General features: G+C 46.0%; 13 protein-coding genes. 7 read left to right on the top strand and 6 right to left on the bottom strand.

The window, feature by feature from the left end:
• Positions 1–4: 4 nt before the first annotated feature.
• The gene (locus tag DF182_RS23950) at positions 5–1,078 is read right to left on the bottom strand and encodes a cytochrome-c peroxidase (RefSeq protein WP_113619704.1); all 1,074 of its coding nucleotides are present in this window, start codon (positions 1,076–1,078) and stop codon (positions 5–7) included.
• A gap of 140 nt (positions 1,079–1,218) precedes the next feature.
• On the opposite strand from DF182_RS23950, the gene DF182_RS23945 reads away from it, so the two are divergent.
• Both DF182_RS23945 and DF182_RS23940 read left to right on the top strand, forming a co-directional pair.
• Positions 1,219–2,499, top strand: a complete 1,281-nt coding sequence (locus tag DF182_RS23945) for an OmpA family protein (protein ID WP_113618314.1) — start codon at positions 1,219–1,221, stop codon at positions 2,497–2,499.
• A gap of 31 nt (positions 2,500–2,530) precedes the next feature.
• Entirely contained in the window at positions 2,531–3,718 is a 1,188-nt protein-coding gene (locus DF182_RS23940) for an alpha/beta hydrolase family protein (protein ID WP_113618313.1), read from the top strand.
• Here DF182_RS23940 and DF182_RS23935 read toward each other — a convergent pair whose 3' ends face one another.
• Entirely contained in the window at positions 3,719–5,593 is a 1,875-nt protein-coding gene (locus tag DF182_RS23935) for a M1 family metallopeptidase (protein ID WP_113618312.1), read from the bottom strand. It lies immediately after the preceding gene.
• Between the two features lie 118 nt (positions 5,594–5,711).
• Between DF182_RS23935 and DF182_RS23930 the strand changes: the two genes are divergently transcribed.
• From DF182_RS23930 to DF182_RS23910, 5 genes are all read left to right on the top strand, one after another.
• Positions 5,712–5,927: a hypothetical protein gene (locus DF182_RS23930; RefSeq protein WP_113618311.1), complete on the top strand. Its 216-nt coding sequence runs from the start codon at positions 5,712–5,714 to the stop codon at positions 5,925–5,927.
• A gap of 286 nt (positions 5,928–6,213) precedes the next feature.
• On the top strand, positions 6,214–6,882 hold the full coding sequence (locus DF182_RS23925; protein ID WP_113618310.1) for a hypothetical protein: 669 nt from the start codon (positions 6,214–6,216) through the stop codon (positions 6,880–6,882).
• 266 nt (positions 6,883–7,148) lie between these two features.
• Positions 7,149–8,456: a TolC family protein gene (locus DF182_RS23920; RefSeq protein ID WP_113618309.1), complete on the top strand. Its 1,308-nt coding sequence runs from the start codon at positions 7,149–7,151 to the stop codon at positions 8,454–8,456.
• Between the two features lie 50 nt (positions 8,457–8,506).
• Positions 8,507–9,646, top strand: a complete 1,140-nt coding sequence (locus DF182_RS23915) for an efflux RND transporter periplasmic adaptor subunit (protein ID WP_113618308.1) — start codon at positions 8,507–8,509, stop codon at positions 9,644–9,646.
• 11 nt (positions 9,647–9,657) lie between these two features.
• Positions 9,658–12,771: an efflux RND transporter permease subunit gene (locus DF182_RS23910; protein ID WP_113618307.1), complete on the top strand. Its 3,114-nt coding sequence runs from the start codon at positions 9,658–9,660 to the stop codon at positions 12,769–12,771.
• A 17-nt stretch (positions 12,772–12,788) separates the two neighbouring features.
• Here the strand turns inward: DF182_RS23910 and DF182_RS23905 are convergent, their stop codons facing one another.
• The 4 genes from DF182_RS23905 to DF182_RS23890 are packed head-to-tail and all read right to left on the bottom strand — an operon-like array spanning position 12,789 to position 19,810.
• Positions 12,789–13,739: a gliding motility protein GldB-related protein gene (locus DF182_RS23905; protein ID WP_113618306.1), complete on the bottom strand. Its 951-nt coding sequence runs from the start codon at positions 13,737–13,739 to the stop codon at positions 12,789–12,791.
• A 57-nt stretch (positions 13,740–13,796) separates the two neighbouring features.
• Positions 13,797–16,250 (bottom strand): WG repeat-containing protein, encoded by a 2,454-nt coding sequence (locus DF182_RS23900; RefSeq protein ID WP_113618305.1) that lies wholly within the window; start codon positions 16,248–16,250, stop codon positions 13,797–13,799.
• Between the two features lie 11 nt (positions 16,251–16,261).
• Positions 16,262–18,583 (bottom strand): WG repeat-containing protein, encoded by a 2,322-nt coding sequence (locus DF182_RS23895; protein ID WP_113618304.1) that lies wholly within the window; start codon positions 18,581–18,583, stop codon positions 16,262–16,264.
• 24 nt (positions 18,584–18,607) lie between these two features.
• A complete protein-coding gene (locus tag DF182_RS23890; protein WP_113618303.1) occupies positions 18,608–19,810 on the bottom strand; it encodes a WG repeat-containing protein in 1,203 nt (400 codons plus the stop codon).
• Positions 19,811–19,937 lie beyond the last annotated feature (127 nt).

Here is a 19,937-nt window from a genome sequence, read left to right as displayed (position 1 = left end):
TGTTTTAATTAACGGGAAATGGATTTGAAAAACGGGGATCAGTGATAAAGCTGGAATCAGTGAGCATATGCAAAAAGGCCAGCAGGTCTTTTTTCTCCTGTGGAAACAGCTGCAGCGAAGTACCTTCCGGTATGTTGGAGCTGCGTTGTAAAAAAGGGCTCAGCGTTTCACTTTGTGCGATATGTTCGCTATAATGGTCAATCACTTCTTCCAGTGTCTTAAACCTACCATCATGCATATACGGAGCAGTGAGCGCAATGTTGCGCAGGGTGGCCACCCGGAACCGCCCATTGTCGTAAGCCTGTCCGGTGATGTTTTGCCGGCCCTTATCTGCAGGCACAGCATCCAGACCATTATTATGAAACAGGTCGCTGTAGGTTTTGGGGCCGCCATGGCAATGCCCGCAGGAAGCCCCTCTGATATTACGGGAAGGGTCCGGATTGGTATAAAAGAGGGAAATACCCTTTGATTCGGATACCGTAGGTTGATATTTTCCCTGCAGATATTGATCATAGCGCGAATTGGCCGATATCAGGGTTCGTTCAAACTGCGCCAGTGCTTTTACAATACGGTCGCCGGTAATACTGTCATTGCCAAATACCCGGAGGAATAATGCCGGATAATGCTTACGTTGTCTTAGTTTGGCCGCGGCGTTTTCGAGGGACTGTCCCATTTCGTGGGGTGCAGTCAGTGGTGTGATAGCCTGTTCCTCCAAACCGGCGGCCCTGCCGTCCCAGAAAAGGAGACGTACCCACAACAGATTGACCAGTGCCATAGTGTTACGGGGTTGTAGCGTACCATCGGCGCCAGCACTGAATGTTTTCCCATCTGTAAAGGCTTTCGCCTGCTGATGGCAGGTAGCACAGCTCATCTTATCATTGACAGACAGTGCTTTTTCATAAAACAGCATGCGGCCTAATTGTACGCCTTCTTCCGTAGTGGGATTATCTGCAGGTACAAACACCCGGTTCCCGAAATAGGCCGGCCAGGACAAGGCCGCGGGCACAGGTTTCCGGACAACCGATACACCGGCTGCCAGCAGGGCGGTCATCATCCCTACAACAATTATTTTCATCATCCTGGCCATACTTCAATATAAAAAGTGTTACAACACCAAACCCGTTTCTAAAAAAATAACACGGCAGCCATCAAAGATATTGTCAACATCACTACCTTGCAGCTCTTTTTATCCATTTTTTTTGAAACCATCACTGCACCATGAAAAAGGTATTCCTGTTGCTCGGTATATGCGCCCTGGGGAGCACTACCCAGGCTCAATTATTTGACCGCATCAAAAACAAAGTACAACAGAAGGTCAATGACAAAATTGACCAGACCATTGACAAAGCCACTACCCCAAAAAAGAAAGACGATCAGGGTAACACCGGAAACAATAACACCGGTAATACTGCTGACAACAACAATACAGCGGCCGCCAATAACAGCGCGCCTTCGGCCAGCACCGATATCAAAGCCTATTCCCGCTTTGACTTTGTGCCAGGAGAAAAAATCATTGTCCAGGAAAATTTTGCACAGGACGTTATTGGTGAATTCCCTGGTCAGTGGAACACCCGTTCCGGCGCGGAACTGGTGACTGTCAGCAACCGTCCGGGCAAATGGCTGGCCATCAAACAGGATGGTATTTTTTATCCGGAATATATTACCAACAAACTGCCGGACAACTTCACCCTGCAGGTAGACCTGATGGCCAGCAATGGTATTGCCGGCATCGGCGCCATTACCGTGGGCCTGATAAAAGCATCCGATACCGATGAAAAGTTCCATTATGGAGATGGCAGCGCTGCATCCAATCCCTCCTTTAAGGTAACGTTCTCCCCTAAGAGTTCCGGTGAAGGTACTTTTCGTTATTCTTCCAATCTGATTGGTGATCATAGCATCAGCGGTACCCCATATTTTAACGTACCGAAGAAAAACTATGTAAGGCTCTCTATCTGGCGTCAGAAACAACGGGTACGCGTATATGTAGACAGCACCAAGATACTGGACCTGCCTCGCGCACTGGATGCAGACGGCGGCTTAAACGCCCTCGTGTTCTCCTCTTACGCACCTGACTATGATAAGACAGACGGCGTCTTCTATATCAGCAATATCAACCTGGCCGTAGGTGCACCCGATACCCGCAACAAACTGATTACCGAAGGTAAATTCACCACCCACGGTATTCTCTTTGATACCAACAGCGACCATATCAAAGCAGAATCTTACGGTGCTCTGAAAGATATCGCCAGCGTGCTTTCAGAAAATGCAGCCGTAAAAGTTAAAATCATAGGCCATACCGATGCTGACGGCAACGACAAGCTGAACCTCGACCTGTCCAAACGCAGGGCCGAAGCGGTAAAAGCAGCCCTCAACAAAACCTTTGGTATTGATGTAGCCCGTATGGAAACAGACGGTAAAGGCAAAACACAGCCTATCGACAACAACACTTCCGAAGTAGGAAAAGCTAATAACCGCCGCGTAGAATTTATCAAATTATAAATAGTAGAAATGATTCTCTATTTTGAGATTCATGAAAACATTACTGCTATTCATGCTGACTTTGGGCAGTCTGATCACAACTGCTCAAAGTCAGTTTCCCTGGGACCTTTCCCAATTGAAGGAAACACCCCGCACCTATCCTTCCGATTCCTGCCAGGTACCAGGCTTCCGCTCCTTCTTCTATGAAGGTATCACCTATAAAGCCCGTCCCACTAAAGTTTTCGCTTATTATAAAACGCCTGCCGGCACACCTCCTCCGGGTGGATGGCCTGCTGTTGTATGCGTACACGGCGGTGGTGGCACCGCTTTCCCTGCCTGGGTGCAGGCCTGGGTGGACCACGGTTTTGCAGCGATCGCCATGGATCTGGAAGGGCACCTGCCTTCCGGCAGTTACCCCAACCGGCAATGGCATGAAAACGCTGGCCCCGCCCGTATCACCACCTTTGGCGATATAGAGCTGGCCGATCGGGAGCAGTGGTTCTATCATGCCGTGGCCGACGTAATCAGAGCCCATTCTCTATTATCTTCCTTCCCTGAAATCAACCAACAAAAAATAGGTATCCATGGTATTTCCTGGGGTGGCGTGATCACTTCCGCCGTGATAGGGCTGGACCACCGTTGGGCTTTCGCAGTGCCTGTATATGGCTGCGGCTTTCTGTATAATACCAGCAATCCATCCTGGCGGCAGTTTTTTGAAGCCATGACACCCAAACAGCTCCAGGCCTATAAACAGAAATGGGACCCTTCCATTTATCTCCCTTCCAGCCAGGTGCCCACGCTGTGGGTAACCGGCACCAATGATCCCGCGTTTCCACTGGATATCTGGCAGCAGTCGGCCCTGCTGGGCAAAGGCCCCCGGCTACTGTCGATGACCATCACCAGTAAACATGGGCATAAATGGGAACAATCTGAAATATTTGCTTTTGCCAGTAAAATAGTGAGAGGGGAACAAACCACACTGCCGGCCAACAGTGCCACTGTTATCAAAGGGTCAACGGCCGTAGCAGAGTTATCGGGGAAATATCAGATCGAAAAGGCGGTATTATGTTTTACCACCGATAGCAGTAACTGGCAAAAGCGCTCATGGCAATCAGTTACTGCTACCGTTGATAAAAAAGGGGTATCTGCTGTTATACCGGCAGGCACCACTGCACTGTACTTCAACATCACCGGCAAGGACTCCCTGACTTTCAGTACGCCCTTTACCGTTAGACCGTGATTATTTTTTCCAGGTATTATCTGCCGGGGTGGCATCCATAAACAGGTTGCCATCCAGGGTAATGGAAGCGACGGCTTTATTTACCGGCACTGTCAGTTGTAATGACTTGTCATTTTTCTTCCATACCTCCGGTGTTTTATGCACGCTGGATTTAGAACCATCTGTATAGTTGACTACTACGTCAAACGGGATGGCAAAACCGCCGGTATTCTTAATCTGCAGGCTGGCTGTTTTCCCCTTTACCTGTACCTGGGTCAGCGCCAGGTCTATGTAATGATTGGTGAAGAACCAATTTTGCCAGAACCAGTTGAGGTCCTGACCAGCAGCTGCATTAAAAGAGTTGAAGAAATCCCAGGGGATGGGATGTTTACCATTCCATTTGTCCATATAGGTGTGGAGGCATTTACGGAACACCATATCGCCCAGCAGGTCTTTCACGGCCAGATAAGCCAGGGAGGCCTTGCCATATGAATTGTTACCATACCCTAGTCCACTCACCTGGTTGGACATCGAGATGATAGGCTGGTCTTCTTCAGCAGAAGGATCGTTGGTATAATAGGCTATCCGGAAGCGTTTGTACAGATCGTCTGCACTATTTTTCCCTTTTTCGTTGATGCGTGCCAGGTATTCGAAGGTGGTGGCCCAACCTTCATCCATAAACGCATACCGGCTTTCATTGATACCCATATAAAAAGGGAAATAGGTATGTGCCATCTCGTGGTCCTGCAGGAACTGTGCGAAGCTCAGGTTTTTACCCATAGAGCCGTCGTTAACCATCATTGGATACTCCATATCTCCATATCCCTGGAAAGCCGTCATTACAGGGTAAGGGTAGGCTACTCCCGGCCACTGGTGGGAGAACCAGTTGAGCGCATTGTGTGCAAAGCGGATAGAAGAATGGAAATCATAGGCGGTATCATTGTAGGCAGCCTGTATACTGCTACGGCGGCGGGTGGTGCTGTCCACCATCACACTGGCAGCATCCCAGGTGTAATGACTGCTCAGCCCCAGTGTCACATCCGTGATGTGGTCATAGCTGAATTTCCAGGTATTCCAGTCCTGCTGCTGTGTTACTTTTCCGGTCGCCATTTCTGCTTTGGTGGCGATATGTACCAGTGAATCACTGTTATAGGAACTTTTCAGTCTGGCTGCATATGCCGGCTGGAGCACTTCATCTGCATTAAGCAGGTTGCCCGTACCCCATACCACATAGTTTTTAGGCACCTTCACGGCTACACGGTAGTCGTTGAAATCGTTGTAAAACTCGGCCCTGCCGTTATGCTCCAGCATGTCCCATCCATTGTAGTCATCGTAAACGGCTACACGGGGATAGTAATAGGCCAGGAAATAAGTAGCGCTATCGATGATGCCTTCGCGACCACTTTCGAGAGACAGATCGTAGTGCCAGCTGATTTTCAGCTGCAGACTGTCTTTAGCCCCCAGCGGAGTAGGTAAATTGACAACCCCTACGGTACCGATATCATTATTGAATGGTACCAGGGAGCCGTTGATCAGCAAAGTATCTATCACGACACCGCTAGCCAGGTAGTCTTTGCTGACATACCCGGAACGGGGCGCCTGTGGCTTATGTACGTTACAGATAAGGTGAAACACCAGTGTTTGCAGCGCATCGGGACTGTTGTTGATATAGGTAACCGATTCTTTTCCGTACACTGTAGGAGAAGGTGGGGCCACCGTAATATGAATATCGTACCGCCCTTTGTTCTGCCAGTATTTACTACCGGGGTTTCCGCTGCGGGAGCGGGTGTTGTTCTCATAAGCTTTCCTGATATTACGGGGCTCGTAGAGCTGTTGCGCATTCACAGACAGCCCTGCCATGCATAATAATAGCAGGATGTTAAAACATCTTTTCATAAAATAGAATTGTTGCGCTTTAAAAATAGCTAAAGTTGCCTGAAAAATGCAGGGTTGTTCAGTTCGCTCTCCCTTTTACAGGCATAATCATTGTGGCCTGATTATAAAACGATATGCCATGAGCACTTTTCATATTGATTATCATGGACAGCTGGTACCCGTTTCGCAGGAATCGGCCAATACCTTTCTGGTAGCACTACCCAACAGACCCATCATGCTGGTGAGAAAACAGGACAGCGATGGTGCTGACATCTGGTTTGAGAAAGACACTGATAATGAAACACCTGAAACAGCAGAACTGGGTACAGCCATTGAAACAAAACTTGCCGGATAAAAGCAGCCACAACATATTATGATATTATGATCCCAGGGCTAAAGCCCTGGGCTATGTTTGACAGCTTGAAGCAGCATTAATTTCAAGCACCGATGAATTTTATTTATCATCTCCTCTTCCCATCAAAAAAATATTTTTATCAAGTATCCCCCCAGCTGCCATTAACTGCGAGAGTTTGCTTATATTTATTACCTCATAACCACCAACCGGCAGGTCCTATTAACCCACCCATACCTCTTGTTTTGACGGAAAACCAAACTATTCATCTCCAAAACAATCGCAACCGATGACGCATTATGATATCAGCAAACTGGAACATCTTGAAAGAAAAACTGAATGGAAAAAAAATTATGCCTACCATGCAGCTGTCAATCAACTGCTGATGTTACCTGTATTATTGATTACAGGCGGCAGCCTGACCTTTTTTCTGTTACAGTCCCGGCAACTGCACAGTATCTATGGTCTTATTGCCAGCATAGCTATTCTGACAGGCATTCTTTTATTTGTACTCATCGCCCGCAGAGGGAAAAAACAGGTATTGGCCAACATCTCCCAAAAACAGGTATGTCTGGCTAAAATCCTAAAAAGCAATGCACACTCACAAGTTTATTATGGTATTTTCAGCACTAATGATACCCGCTGGGATACTGCATTACTGCAACATATTTCTGACAGGGTGATCAACATCTCCGCTGATACCAATAATCCGGATAACCAAACAGTAGCCCAGCTACTAGAGTCTTCCCTAATCACTGTAGGGATGCGCTCCCAATCTCTTCCCACCTCTTTCACCGGCGGCCATGAAATATATGTTAAACCCTTCGACTTCAGCAACATGGACAAAGCCGCCTACGATTATATCCAGCACCGGAATGGCATCTTCCCGGTGTTGTATGTTAATCACACCTATGTGCCCGTAGTATTGAGGGATTATATCATCGCCTTAGACAAATAACCGGTTGGCATATCCATATGCACGCAATAAAAGGATCGTCCTTTTATCAACAAAAGCATACCTATTTTCTGGCTGTGTTAGAAATGAGCTTTCACATACTTATTTTCCTAATCAAAAATTAATCGTTTTTAATCCTTATCTAAGCTCTTATTAAGACCATTCTAATGTCGCCCCTCTAGCTTTGCCTACGAACTAATCAGGATCTAAAAAATATCTTGTTAATAAGCAATCCTACCCATACTCAACCACCTAAAAAGTCAAAACAGATGAATACAAGCTTCTTATTTAATCGATGGTTAAATTGGGCATTCATCCCTTTATTTTTTTCCTGTTGGCTCACTACAGATGTTACTGCTCAGACTATTCCACTGGATAGTACCCACCTGAAGCTGGAAGAGGCAGAACAAATCTTTCTCAAAAACAACCTTCAGCTGCTCGCCCAGCAATATAATGTAGATGCCGCAAGTGCACTCATCATACAAGCGAGATTATTCCCCAATCCCAACTTCTCCGTTTCCCAGGGCTTTTATAATGGAGAAAATCATAAGTTATTCAACTTTGGCAATTCGGCCTCTGAAACACAGGCAGCTTTGTCTCAGCTGATTATGCTGGCGGGGAAACGCAACAAACAGATCAAACTGGCCAAAGCAGGTGCCCAGCTGGCAAAATACCAGCTATTCGACCTTATCCGTACGTTGAAATACACGCTGCGCACCAATTTCTTCAACATCTATTATCTCCAGCGATCTGTAAGGGTATATGCTATGGAAATAGCATCTCTTAAAGTAGTGGTGGACGCCTTCGAACAACAGAAAGGGAAAGGTTATATTTCAGAAAAAGAAGTAGTACGTGTAAAAGCATTACTATATAGTCTTCAGAGCGAACACCATGATCTTGTCGACCAGATAAACGACCTGGAATCCGAACTAAAACTCATACTACAAGTAAAAAACACGGTTTATATAGTACCTGATATTGATCAATACCAAATCAATAATCTGAGCCCTGCTAAATATCCGCTGGCCACGCTGATAGATTCAGCCTATCATGCCCGTACAGATTTGCTTATTGCCAAAACCACCACCGAAATCAACAAGCTGAATTATTCTTACCAGAAGGCCCTGGCTGTACCTGATCTTACTTTGCAGGCGGCCTATGACCGTCAGGGGAGTTATGTCCACAACTTCAACTCTCTGGGCGTAGCTTTCGACCTCCCCGTATTTAACCGCAATCAGGGCAATATCAAGTCCGCAAAAGCGTCTATAAAAGCGGCCGATGCGACACAAAAAAGTGTGGAAGCAGATATAGAAGGCACCGTATACAGAGCCCTTCAAAAAGCGCTGGATGCCGATAAATTATATAAAGGCATAGATCCCGCTTTTGAATCAGACTTCGAAAGATTACAACATGAAGTACTGATCAACTACCAGAAACGAAACATTGGACTATTGGATTTCCTCGACTTCTACGACTCTTACAAACAGAATGTTCTGCAAACGAACAATATTTTTTTTAATCGTGTAAGTGCTTTTGAAGATATTAACTTTTACACTGGCGCCGAATTTTTCTATTAAGCGTCACTGGTTGCAAACTGAAATACCAGGAACTATAAATATATTCCAAAATGAACCCGTTACACCGTTCAGCCAATGGCAAGCGCAACGCCCGACAACTGTATATTATTCCTGTATGTTTTTTGATGCTGACGTTTGCAGCCTGCAAGCAAAAAAGCCAAAAACATGAGTCGCCCAAAGACTATTGTATTACTGATTCGTTATACAAAACATTAGGTATTGCCACCGCCACAGACTCATTGGTCAATGACCAACTGCAGCTGAATGGTAAGGTCACCTTTAATGATAACAATGTTATCCACGTATATCCGCTTGTCAGTGGGACAGTACAAAAAGTGGACGTACAGCTGGGCGACCATGTACACAAAGGTCAGGTCATGGCAGTCATAAAAAGTAGTGAACTGGTAGGCTTCTCCAATGATCTATTGAATGCCAAAACTAACCTTGCTGTGGCAAAGAAAAACCTCGATGCTACTCAGGACCTTTATAAAAGCGGCCTTGCCTCCCAAAGAGATCTGCTTTCCGCACAGGTTGGTCTTGAACAGGCCCAATCCACAGTACAACGGGTAGAACGCATGCTCTCTATCAATGAAGGCAACGGCACTTCTGACATTCAGATCGTGAAAGCACCCATCGATGGATTTATTGTGGAAAAATTCATCAACAGCGATACTAAATTGCGCGCCGACAACGGTAATCCTATGTTTACCATCTCTGATCTCAATAATGTATGGGTCATCGCCAATGCTTACGAATCAGATATTGATAAAATAAAGATGGGCGATCATGCACAGATTACCACACTTACATATACTGATAAAAAGTTTATAGGCACTGTAGATAAAATCTTCAATGTCCTCGACCCGGTGAATAAAGTGATGCGGGTACGGGTACAACTGCCCAATCCGGGTTATCTGCTCAAGCCGGAAATGTATACCAGTGTTATGCTCTCCAGTGCTATCAACAAATCCGAGTTGCCGGCGGTACCTTCCAAAGCAATCATTTTCGACAACAGCAAACATTATGTACTGGTGATAAAAGATAAATGTAACATCGCTATCCGTGAGGTGAGGCCTGGTATTGTCGAGGGTGACCATACCTTTATTCAGCAAGGCATTCACAGTGGAGAACAGGTTATCGCCAGCAACCAGCTTTATATTTATCAGGCCCTGAACATGAATAACAGATAAAAAGCGGCATCATGAAAAAATTGATCGGAGGGCTGATTGCCTTATCCCTGAAAAATAAATTCTTTGTATTTTTTTGTGTGGGGGTACTGGTCGTGGCCGGCATATATTGCTTTAAAGTAACACCTATTGAAGCTTTCCCGGATGTTACCAATACAGAAATCACCATCATTACGCAATGGCCAGGGAAAAGTGCTGAAGAAGTGGAGCGATTTGTTACTATGCCCGTAGAGATTGCGATGAACACCGTACAAAAGAAAACAGTAGTGCGCTCCAGTACTTTGTTCGGCCTATCCTCTGTGAAACTCATCTTCGATGATGGCGTACAGGATTTCTTTGCACGTCAGCAGGTCATGAATGCCTTACAGGGCCTTACTCTTCCGGACAATATCAACCCCCAGGTAATGCCGCCTACCGGCCCTACCGGTGAGATATTCCGTTTTACCCTGCGGAGCAAAACCAAGACAGTAAGAGAACTGAAGACGCTGGAAGACTGGGTAGTGGAAAGGAATATACTGTCTGTGCCGGGTGTTGCTGATATCAACAGCTTTGGTGGTGAAGTAAAAACCTATGAGGTGAGCGTTAACCCCAAAAAACTGGCCGATCTGGATATTACCCCTTTGCAGGTATATCAGGCGCTTGCCCGTACCAACCTCAACGTAGGTGGCGATATCATTGAAAAGAATTCTCAGGCCTATGTGGTAAGAGGTATCGGATTGCTGAATAATATCCCTGAGATAGAAAATACAATTGTAGATAACCAGAATGGTATACCTATCCTGGTGAAAAATGTGGCGGAAGTAGCAGAATCTCATCTGCCCAGTCTGGGCCGTGTAGGCAGGGATACTGCAGACAATGTAGTGGAGGGTATTGTACTTCAGCGTAAGGGTGAAAACCCCAGCGAAGTGGTGGCCCATGTACAGGAAAAGGTAAAGGAGCTGAACGAAAAAATCCTGCCGGCGGATGTTAAAATGGATACCTATTACGACCGTCAGACATTGATCGACTATGCTACCCATACCGTTTTACATAACATGACTGAAGGCATCATCTTTGTCACAGTGATCGTATTTCTTTTCATGGCCGACTGGCGCACCACGCTGATAGTTTCACTAATAATCCCTTTATCTCTTTTATTTGCCTTTATCTGTCTTCGCCTGAAAGGCATGAATGCCAACCTCCTATCTATGGGTGCGGTGGATTTCGGTATCATCATAGATGGGTGTGTGGTAATGGTAGAGGGCATATTTGTGGCACTGGATGAATTGGCCCACAAAGTGGGAATGGATAAGTTCAACCGGATGTCTAAACTGGGGTTGATCAAGCGTACTACCGCCGAATCAGGAAAATCCATCTTTTTTGCAAAACTCATTATTATCACCGGTTTGATTCCCATCTTCTCTTTCCAGAAAGTAGAGGGTAAAGTATTCTCCCCGCTGGCATACACCCTGGGATTTGCATTGCTGGGCGCATTGTTGCTCACACTTACTTTTGTACCAGTACTTTCCAGCATATTATTGAACAAGAATGTAAGGGAAAAACACAATCCTTTTGTTGAATGGGTGGTAAAAGGGCGCCTTGGCATGTTCGATTGGGCGCAGCGTCATAAAAAGATATCCCTCCTCATCTCTGGAGCGGCACTCGTCTTGGGGCTCATGGCCTTCCGTTTGCTCGGTACTGAGTTTTTACCCCAGTTGAATGAAGGCGCACTGTGGGTAAGAGCAACGCTGCCAATGAGTATTTCACTGAATGAATCATCTTCGGTAGCAGACAGGATGCGCAGGATATTTACACAATTCCCGGAAGTAAAGCAGGTAGTTTCTCAAACCGGCCGTCCGGACGATGGTACCGATGCCACCGGTTTCTATAACCTGGAATTCATGGTAGACCTCTATCCTAAAGAGCAATGGGAACGAAATATATCCAAAGATGAACTGATTGAGGAGATGCAGCAGAAACTATCCATATACCCTGGTGTAGTACTGAATTTCTCGCAGCCCATTATGGACAATGTAGAAGAGGCAGCATCAGGCGTCAAAGGTTCTATTGCCGTAAAGATCTTTGGAGATGATATCAATATCATTAGCCAAAAAGCAGATGAAGTATATGCTCAGCTTAAAACCGTAAGGGGTATAGATGACCTTGGCGTGGTCCAGAACCTGGGACAGCCCGAGCTTCGCGTGGATCTGGATGAAAACAAAATGGCTGTATTTGGTGTGGCTACCGCTGACGCACAAACGGTAATACAGATGGCTGTTGGCGGACAGGCTGCCACGCAGATATATGAAGGCTACCGCAAATTCGATTTGAGAGTGCGTTATCTTCCGGAATATCGTAAAGACGAATCAGACATTGGTAAACTCATGGTGCCTACGTTACGTGGTACCAAGGTACAACTGAAAGAGATAGCGAAAATCACTACCAAAACGGGCCCTGTCCTTATCTTTCGCGAGGGCAACAAAAGATATGCAGCGGTAAAATTTTCTGCACGGGGTCGCGATATGGGTAGTACAGTTGCCGAAGCGCAGCGCAAGGTAAACGCCCATGTGAAACTCCCCCCTGGCTACCTGTATAAATGGGCCGGCGACTTCGAAAACCAACAGCGTGCTACCGACAGATTGAAAATAGTAGTTCCCATTACGCTTATTATTATTTTCATGCTACTGTTTATCCTTTTCGGCAATCTTAAAGACTGCGGCCTTGTACTCCTGAATGTCCCCTTTGCCACTATCGGAGGCATCCTCCTATTGCTGATACGGGATATCAACTTCAGCATTTCAGCAGGGATCGGGTTTGTAGCCCTGTTTGGTATCAGTGTGCAGAATGGAGTGATCCTGATCACTAAGTTCAAACACAATATGATGCTTCACGATTTAACCTTCCCGGAAGCCATCCGCCAGGGTGTACAAGCCAGGATACGACCTGTAATCATGACCGCTATGATGGGCGCTATCGGTTTAATACCAGCGGCATTGTCTACAGGTATTGGCTCCGAAACGTCAAGACCACTGGCAACCGTAGTAATTGCGGGGTTGATCACAGATATCATCTTCGACCTCTTTGCCCTACCGGTTATTTTCTATTATGCCTACCGTAATCACAATAAGAACAGACCGGTGACCGCATAGCACCCTGGATTGTATACTTAATATCCGGATTGTTTGAAGAAATTAGTTACAGCTGTACTATCACCATAGTTGAGCTCTATGATTTCGCGGATGGCTTTAGGTTTATCTTTTTGCTTATTGTAATAGGATTTGCAGATGGTATATCCTACATAGTAGCCCAGATCGCTTACTGGTGTATTTTCAGAGGCGGAGTTGTAGAGCCAGTTGTCCCAGGATGGACTGAGCATTTCGGATTTGAAGCGTTCGCGAATCGCCTGATCATTTTTAGGCCCATATTCCATATAGGGCAACGGTATCTTTTGGCCGGTCACCAGTTCGGTGATAAAATCACAGGCGCCTTCGCAGATCGCCTGGGACAGCAGGTTGTAGCCATAGCATCGCTGTTGCGTGTGTACGTATTCGTGAATATTCAGCAATACGGCGCTTTTGATGGGGTTGGTTTTAAAATAATTCCCCAGAAACTTCTGCATGCCTGGTGAGAACTCTGAAATATCAATGGTGGAGTCGCCGGTCAGCATTTCGCTGCCGATAAGCACCATACTGTCTTTGGTAGTACCACCCGAACGAAGGGCTCCTATGGTGAAATAAATTTGTGCCGGCTTCAGTTCAGGATACAGTTTCTTCAGTTTAGCGATGCTCGGCCCAAACTGGGGCGCCAGCGTTTTTACCTTATACGTGTTGCCCCTGATGGAATTCCAGAACTTAGGATAGTTGCGTATTACTTTCAGATAATAGGTATCCGTATAGTTCTTAACTTTTCTGAAGCCTGCCAGTCCTGGCGTTCCTTTTTCAATGTATAATTTATTGAGATATTCCAGCTGTTTCAGACTATCATTGGTACTACGGATACTGTCATACGCGTTCCAGAAATTATCAACATCTGAAGTAAAAACAGTTGGCGCTTGTTGTTGTGCGGATGCAGCAGAGATACAAAATCCAGCTACAAGCAGAGATAGAATATGCTTCATACAGTAAGATTACAGCGGATAAATTACAAATAATTCAGTTACCGCTGCTATCTCACGCTAAAAAGGTTGTCCCGTAACCGTATCCAGCCCCTCCTGAAAAGGTACTGTGCCATCCAGCTGAACAGGCAATTGTTTGCCATTGGACAGCAGGTATACATACCGATTGCCTTTACGACATAACAAAGGATATGGTATCACGGCTGAAGTAGCATAGGGATTGGCCGACAGGTCCAGCATTACGCCGGTATATTTTTCCTGACTGATGGGTTTGCCGGTTGCATCCAGCACCATAAACTGGCGTTGTTTTTCGGCCAGGAAGCCAGTACCCCGTTCTCCGATGAATATTTTATCATAGATAACAGGCAGCAATATCTTTCCGTGCCTGTCTGCAAGCCCCTGCATATAACCATAACGGCTATCCGGAGCTGCTTTGAACAACAGGAGATAAGTACTGTCTTCAAATACTGACAGATAGCTATTTTCATCGTAGTCATATTCTACCGGAGTGATCAACTTACCCGTGGCATCAACATAACCATACCTCAACTGTTCAAGACCATTGTCAGTAGTATATTTTTTGAGCAGCAATACCTGTCCTGTTTTCAGGCCTACCGCCCCATCGTAAATAAATGGTACTACTTCCTCGCCGCGAACATTGATCAACCCTACTTTTCCGTCTTTCACCACCGGCGCAACCCCGTTGATGAAAGGCTGTATAGACACTGTCAGGCTGGTATCCCATTCGTATTTTTTATACATCGGGAAAGGAGCTGATATTACTTTGGCAGATGCAATATTCCATAGAAAGGAGTTTTTTCCATCTGACACGATCAGTAAGCCCGGTGCATCGGATAGAGAAACTTCTGTATATGGCCAGGAGATGATCTTACCACTGGACAAAGCAAACAGTTCAACTCTTTGAGCAGCCCCCTCGTCTGATCTCAGCAGACACTGGTCTTTATTAAGCATCGTAATATCTGAGTAAGTAGCCGGCAACAGTTCTTTCCCCCGCTGGTCATACAGACCGTAAGTGTACTCATTGTTCTTACGAAGCATTACTTTGAACAGATTGCTGTCTGCCCCGAAAACCTCCACTTCATGGTATTTGGCGGGAACGATCTCTTGTTGGGTTGTTGCGTCATAAATGCCGGTGCCATCCTGTGTTTTTACAGACAGCAACTTATCAGCAATAAAGGAATAACTATCATAACGAGCAGGCAGGAAAAGAGTAGCATCCGGTTTGTACAAACCTGTTTTTTGCTGATAGGTCACCTCCAGCAGCCCACGGGACTCCAGCGCTCTCACATCATGGAACGCAGGTTCCGCCAGCTTTCCGTTGGCCGGATTGAAAAAACCATAGAGCGCTTTCTGTTTCAGACTGAACAGTTGTTCCTTATCGCCGGTAGCGGTGTTGACTGCCATGCCGGAGATATCGTTGTAACCTTGTTTCAGCAAAGGTTTTCCGGTACTGTCATATACATTGTACAATCCATCCTGTGCGGCTATAAAATAATCGCTGGTGCAGGTCACACCATCATCAAAGACTGGTGATACAACGATACGGCCACTTTCCATTACCACACCGGTTTTCCGGTCTTTGATGAAGGTCAGAAAAGGGCCACTGGCAAAGGTACCGTAGGGATCGGAGATATCTTCATATAAAAAATCCAGTAAGATCTTTCCCTGTTTATTGATCAGACCAAAGTATCCATTCTTCTTCAGCCTCAGCAAGCCATTGCCTACTATTTGCATATCACTGTACTCCGGTGACGCATATACTTTTTTCAGGGGAATATTAACGACCACCTCTTTTCCCTTCTGCTGAAAACTACATACCCATTCATCACTTCGCATCATGTAATGGCTATGCTGAAATTCAAAAGGGACCAGGATTTCATGACCGGAACCAACAACACCCCATTTCCCGTTTTTTTGTGCATATACATAAGCGCTTTTGCTACCGCAACCTCCGCAAAAGTCAATAGCATCATATATAGCCGGGATAACCAGCTTTTTTTGGCTGACACTGTAAACACCCCATTTACCCTGTTGTTTCACATCAAAGCGGTCATCATCCAGCACACCAGCATCTTCAAACATCATGGGCAACAACAGCTTCCCCCAGGTATCCGCATAGGTCATTTTTCCCTGCTGATAAAGAGCCAGATGGGTTTTCCATTTAACTTCAATTTTATCATACAGCGGTTTTAATACCCATTTTCCCTGATCGTTCACCACGCCCATTTTATGGTTGCTGCTCACAATCATCATCAGCCTGTTTTCATTTTCATTAACAGACAGGTATCCGTTTCGCTGATCCGTAATACTATCCACCGGATGAAAGGTTTCGATGATCTTATCAAAAGCGCGTGCACCTGTGGTATCGATGTACCAGTTTTTGTCTTTGGTAGCAATACGGGCAAAACCGTTCACAAAAACAGATCCCTGTTGAGCTAACAACATATTGCCTGTCAGCAACAGGCCGCATAAAATAGATATTGCCGGTTTCATGTGCGCTGATTTTAGTTATCGTAACCTTTTTTCTTTTTTGATTTTACCGGTAGTTCCTTTCCATCTTTATCAAGATAAAAATACCATTCGCCCTGTTTTACAAACAATGGAAAAATGTCTCCGTTCCAGTCCCTGTTTTTGTCCACATCATCGTATTCCACAGGGATCACGGTTTTACCATAAACATCTACGATACCGCTTTTATCTCCCTTAGTAACGTCAAACAACTGAATACCTCTATTGTAGCGGATTTCGTCGTACTCCAGCGGCAATACCAGTTTTCCGGTGGCATTCAGCACGCCTTTTTTGCCGTCGCGGGTCACTACATAAAAAGTGGTATCATAAATACGGTCGATACCTTCATATTCAATCGGAAGAAACAGCGTACCATCCTTGCGCAACAGTCCCACCTTCCCATCTTTTTTGATCTGCAGCAACTCATCTTCAAAAGAGGCTATATCATCCAGCACCACCGGATATACTTCTTCCTTCTTTTCGTTAATGATGCCATAATGACCATTCTCCTTTCCTGCAACAGCCAGTCCGTTGTAAAAATCACCTACATAGGCGTAGTCCTCAAATACATGCGGTTTTCCGGTGCTGTCTACAAAAAGGTTTTCACGAGAATACCCTCTTACCTTTAGCAGTCCATTACTAAACTGTAGCGGTGAATTTTTCCTGTCTTTGGGCATCAACAACCTGTTATAATTGTTGGCATTAAACTCCCAGTATTGATTTTCATAGAGGATGTTGCCTGCTTTGTCTATTAACAGCGTGTTGCCTTCACTGTTAGTATAACGTTTCTCTACGATTCTGTTGGCTGCTACGGCGTCGTAGAATCCATACTGCGTCATGGGCCGGAGTATATTACCTGACTTATCGGCCAGCGCAGAAGAATCCCCGGCCGACAGATGGAGTATTTCAGCATTCTGCCAGCGGATTTCGGAATAACGGACAGGGATCACCATTTTTCCGGCAGCTACATTATAAACACCTACCCTCTCTCCTTTCATCACCCCTATAAAATTATTTTTATCATCGCCGGCGTAGTCATCGTCATAACCACCATTCTGGCTCCGTTCTGTTGAAAATCCATCAAACTGTACCGGCAGCAGCAGATGACCGGAGAAGTCGGCCAGGCCACACTTTCCGTTTTTCACCACTGCCACATAGGTTTTACCGTAATAAGGCAGGATCTTAACATCGTCGTATTCGGAAGGGAATAACTGTTTGCCGGCATCGGTATACAGAGCTGCTGCTTTAGCTTTTTTTACAAGCAGATAGTAAGGCCCGCGGTCAGCGTAAGACCTTTGGCCGGCAGAAACAGCAACAGATGGCACATTGTATACTCCGTCGCCTCTGGCGTCCATCAGCGTTATTTCATCATTTTCAACCGGGATAATTTCTTTTCCGGTAGCATCCACCACTCCACATTTATTTCCTTTCCATACCTGCAGGAGATGACCTAATTGCTGTGTGCGGGTATATTGCGGAGGCACTTTCATCACGCCATCGGATGTCTGGAGAAAACCGATCTTTCCCTGTACAGTCGCGCCTACCAGCTCTTTCGAAGGACCACGATTGAAATCATCATAGAGGGCTTCCGTGACCACTTTGCCCTGTTTGTTCATCAGCCCGCATTTACCGGCAGCCGTGAAATAACTGAACAGATCAGTGCCGTCCTCGCCCCATCCTCTGAAGTCTTTATATCCCGGAGGCACGATAATGGTACCGTCTTCCAGCGCCAGGCCCAGGCGGCCCTGCTGTTTGATTTCAATGACGTTATCGATCACATAACTTTTGTGAATATCCTCATAGCGGGGAGCCAGCAGCAGTTTGCCCGTTTTCATATCACAAAAGCCGTACAAGCCATTTTGTTTCACTTTAAACGTACGGGGGGAGAGGGCATCAATCTCATTGTATTCAGGAGGACATAATACATTGCCCATACTGTCTATCGCGCCGGTTTCACCATTCAGCCGCACGGTGATGAAGCAGTAGTTTTTCTCCGGATGTTCTTTGTCTTTTTCATCGAAGATGTTTACCTCATCATATTTAAACGGGGCGATGACCGTACCCTGGTTGTTGATGGCACCGTAGGCATCATGTTTTACCGCTATGACGGTACGATAGCTGCCAAAGCGCTCTATTTTGTCTACCATTATTTTGCCACTGCGGTGCAGGAACTGCGGCTGCTTGTTGATCATCACCGGGGCAAATTCTCCGTCAAAACCATCAATATAGTCTGCGGTGGCCGGAGCCTGAGCGAAAGCAGTACTGGCTATCAGGAGCCATGCTCCTACGCCAAGGGATATACGTATTCCTTTCTTCATATACAAAAGGGCTAAAACAGTTGATTATTTTACAGGATTGCGAAGTACTACCAGATTGCCTTCCGAGGTGACCGCGGCGGCCAGTCCCTCGTGAAAGTCCATGACCTCTTCAAACTGGGGAGTGATCACCATTTTACCGCTGGCGTCGAGGAATCCCCACCTGTTACCTACCTGAACAGCCAGCAGGCCATCGGAGAAACGCATATGGGAATCTACGATGCAGTGGTCTGGCGTATCACATAAAGGGACTTTGACAGGAGTGCGGCCATCGGTATTTAGAATATAAATATAGCCATCACGGTTACCCTCCGCTTTACCATTTACCTGTACAAAAAAGATTCCGTCGGATATCTCATAGGGCTGTTCTCCAAACTGGGCGGGTATCACTATTTTACCGGCTTTGTTCATCATGCCCCATTCTCTTTCCTGGTGAAAGGGTGCCCATCCATTCATAAAATCGCCCATCCCGTCTACATCAGCGGTAAATAACAATTTGCCGGTGGTATCAATTACACCGTATGCATATTCGGGTTCTCCTTCAGGGAGACTGTTATATATGCGGGCCAGTTCGTCGTTGCCGGACAGGGTATCCCTTTTTTTGATCCCGCTGGCCACCATGGCCACACCGTCAGAGAAATCACGGGCATAGGGATAAACGGGCGGTATGATCCATTTACCGGTAGTGTCTGTGTAGCCGTACAGGTTACCCCGGCGCACCAGCAACAGTCCGTTATGAAAAGAGTGGGGATTAGGTTTTATTTCATTGTAGACACCTCCATATACTTTGTCTATCAGCGTATCTATGCGAACAAAAGAGCTGTCCATTGCGGTTTTGCCCTGACGGTCGATATATTCCCAGGTACCGTTTTTATTGACCGCGGCACGGTTGCCGGAGAAGTCACGGGCTTCTTCATAGCGGCAGGGTATCAGCAGTTTACCTGTCTTGTCGATATACCCGTACAGGGTATGATCATCGAAAGACTGCCCTACTAGCGCCAGACCTTCACTAAAATTACCGGCTTCCTCAAAAACGGACTGTACCACCAGTTGCCCGGAGGTATCGATATATCCGTATTTGCTGCCGCTGACCTGCGTCCTCGCCAGTCCTTCCGAAAAGGCTCCGATGGTTCGTATATGCTTGTCCGGTGTAAAAGCGGTTTGTGGTCCCTGGGCAAATGCCGACATGACAATAAGCAGGCAAATAAGCAGGATAACTATGTTTCTCATCAGATAGGTCTGGTTAAATCAATGATGCAAAGTGACAAACTTTACGTGATCCAACCAAATTTTACAGATTACATCACATCTACAATCTTTGAAAAAAAGCATCTACAAAACATATACAAGTGTTCTC

The sequence above is a fragment of the Chitinophaga flava genome, assembly GCF_003308995.1.
GTDB lineage: Bacteria > Bacteroidota > Bacteroidia > Chitinophagales > Chitinophagaceae > Chitinophaga > Chitinophaga flava.
The sequence above is the reverse complement of the archived record's forward strand: the minus strand, read 5'-3'. Positions and strand labels throughout refer to the sequence as shown.

Bases quoted from the DNA above. Each gene is read 5' to 3' on its own strand.
- DF182_RS23950 (WP_113619704.1), bottom strand. From the start codon at position 1,078: ATGATGAAAATAATTGTTGTAGGGATGATGACCGCCCTGCTGGCAGCC.
- DF182_RS23945 (WP_113618314.1), top strand. From the start codon at position 1,219: ATGAAAAAGGTATTCCTGTTGCTCGGTATATGCGCCCTGGGGAGCACT.
- DF182_RS23940 (WP_113618313.1), top strand. From the start codon at position 2,531: ATGAAAACATTACTGCTATTCATGCTGACTTTGGGCAGTCTGATCACA.
- DF182_RS23935 (WP_113618312.1), bottom strand. From the start codon at position 5,593: ATGAAAAGATGTTTTAACATCCTGCTATTATTATGCATGGCAGGGCTG.
- DF182_RS23930 (WP_113618311.1), top strand. From the start codon at position 5,712: ATGAGCACTTTTCATATTGATTATCATGGACAGCTGGTACCCGTTTCG.
- DF182_RS23925 (WP_113618310.1), top strand. From the start codon at position 6,214: ATGACGCATTATGATATCAGCAAACTGGAACATCTTGAAAGAAAAACT.
- DF182_RS23920 (WP_113618309.1), top strand. From the start codon at position 7,149: ATGAATACAAGCTTCTTATTTAATCGATGGTTAAATTGGGCATTCATC.
- DF182_RS23915 (WP_113618308.1), top strand. From the start codon at position 8,507: ATGAACCCGTTACACCGTTCAGCCAATGGCAAGCGCAACGCCCGACAA.
- DF182_RS23910 (WP_113618307.1), top strand. From the start codon at position 9,658: ATGAAAAAATTGATCGGAGGGCTGATTGCCTTATCCCTGAAAAATAAA.
- DF182_RS23905 (WP_113618306.1), bottom strand. From the start codon at position 13,739: ATGAAGCATATTCTATCTCTGCTTGTAGCTGGATTTTGTATCTCTGCT.
- DF182_RS23900 (WP_113618305.1), bottom strand. From the start codon at position 16,250: ATGAAACCGGCAATATCTATTTTATGCGGCCTGTTGCTGACAGGCAAT.
- DF182_RS23895 (WP_113618304.1), bottom strand. From the start codon at position 18,583: ATGAAGAAAGGAATACGTATATCCCTTGGCGTAGGAGCATGGCTCCTG.
- DF182_RS23890 (WP_113618303.1), bottom strand. From the start codon at position 19,810: ATGAGAAACATAGTTATCCTGCTTATTTGCCTGCTTATTGTCATGTCG.